The organism is Bacillus sp. AP50 (assembly GCF_040492675.1).
Lineage (GTDB): Bacteria > Bacillota > Bacilli > Bacillales > Bacillaceae_G > Bacillus_A > Bacillus_A cereus.
The window spans coordinates 1-2,030 of the sequence record NZ_JBEUTW010000291.1; the positions used below are offsets into that span (position 1 = coordinate 1).

Genomic DNA, 2,030 nt, shown 5'->3' on the forward strand with positions numbered 1-2,030 from the left:
TTATTACACAAAAAAATTTTTAAATTATAATATCCAGATTTAAAACACAAAAAGAAAGTGAAGATTTTACATCCAACCATAAAAAGCTGTTTTATACATAGACGAAAGAGCTCATCACAAATGATGAGCTCTTTGTTTACTTTATCCTTCAATTGTAACCCCAGTAAACATTGATAAGTTTCCCGTTATTTTCTCACCTACACGTAAAAATAAGCCTGCTGCTCTTCCGCTTATACAGTGAGAGCCAATTAATAGTTTACCAGTATATGGACCATCCCATGTGTCAATGGTATAGTCAGGCATTTCTATGTATTGCTGGTATATCTTCCTTTGTTCAAAGTAATACTCTGTTTTATCTTCAGCTAATAATTCATCATTTTCGTATATAGATACTCCGCCACCTTCACGACCAAATACAGGTTTGGAAACGTATGATTCATGTCTTTCTAGAAATCGCTTATTTGAAAAATATGTTGGTAGAAAGTATTTATAAATAATGTCTTGCTCTTCTTCTGTAAAGAAAACACTTTCTTCATAAAGCTTCCAAATTAGTGCGAGTACACTTTTGTTTTGCATAACAAATGCGGCTGGCGGATTAATAATTTTCACTCTTTCTTGCGCAATATGATCTAAAAATTGTAAACCAATCCTTTTTCCATTCTTATCAACGTCCGTTACTAAATACTCTATTGGATACAGTCTATATAAATATTTTATTTTTTCTCCACTCGGCGTATATATACCATCTTCCGCAACGACAATGTCTTGTATTCCTACATAGTCCGTTGACTGATTTAAGCAATACGTTCTTAAAAACTGAACCGTTTGACTATCTTCATCGTGCCAATCATAACTAGTAAAATATATCGTCTCTTCAGGGCCTATATGATAGTCATGTTTAATTTGTTCCCATGCCTGCACAATATGCTCTTCTATATGGTTTGGGTGATTTACATCATGATAACGGCATAACACTTCATTTGCGACAGACGGTTCTAAATAGCCTGTTGGCGTATCACAATTTACTTCTATTAATTTTATATCGTCACCATTTACGATAAAATCAAACCTTGTAAAATATGAAAATAAACCATTATGTTTCATTCTCGCCATTTCCCACGCTTCAGCTGGGAATCCAAGTTTTTGAAAATCTTCTGTCGTATTTACAATATATTGATACGTTCTATATAACACATACATGATTTCTTCTGTCGCTTTTGAGATAGCAGTATAAGTTTTTGCTGGCATGCGATACATCCCTGTTGCCATATATTGATTCCATTCTTCATTCTCTAACAGACTAGGCCAAGTGAAACCATTCCTACTAGCCTCTTCTGCAAGTGAAAACCATACTTTCATATACTCTTCTTGCTCTCGTTCTGTATACATTACTCCATTACCCTTTCGTTTTAGGATCCTGCTGGCGCTTTTGCGTTTCCAATTCCACTTGAACCAGAGTTTACTTTCGGTGTTTGCGTAGTAGATGATTTTGGCGTATTTGTATCTGGTGTTACTTTATTGGATGGATTTGGCTGCTGTTTATTTAAATCTACTTTATTGGAAGTATTATTGTTACCGTTAGAACCACCAGAATAACCACCGCTACTACCGCCACCTGTTCTACGCTCATCTTTTTCACGATATGGAATAACATTATTTGCATACGGTTTCTTCATTAAATTTGGTTTTGCTGTATAATTCATATTTGAAGTTCTACTCGCTAATAAATATCCTGCTACAAATGGAAGTATCGGTAAATGAGAGTTTTCATGATAAGATGAAAATGACGGATTATTTTCCTTGCATAACTCATCTTTCTCTACATTTTCATTGGTTGGGGCTTTATCATCACAATTTAATGTTTCTTGCTCATTTCTTTGTTTTGCACCATCTGTTTTAACAGCTGTACTTTCTTGCTGAGCAGTTTCTTCTTCATAATCACCACAACCTGTTAATAAAAAAGATGACACCCCTATTGAAGTAGCTATTTTTATAAACTTACTTTTATCCATTCTCACTTGTTATACACC

At 34.3% G+C, this 2,030-nt stretch carries 2 protein-coding genes; both read right to left on the reverse strand.

Translation table 11 applies throughout. From position 1 onward, the window contains the following. Nucleotides 1-141: 141 nt before the first annotated feature. Entirely contained in the window at nt 142-1,389 is a 1,248-nt protein-coding gene (locus ABWK52_RS20115; protein ID WP_000287883.1) for a glutathionylspermidine synthase family protein, read from the reverse strand. Nucleotides 1,390-1,409: 20 nt separating this feature from the next. Then, nucleotides 1,410-2,018: a hypothetical protein gene (locus ABWK52_RS20120; protein ID WP_098280448.1), complete on the reverse strand. Its 609-nt coding sequence runs from the start codon at nt 2,016-2,018 to the stop codon at nt 1,410-1,412. Between the last annotated feature and the right edge of the window lie 12 nt (nt 2,019-2,030).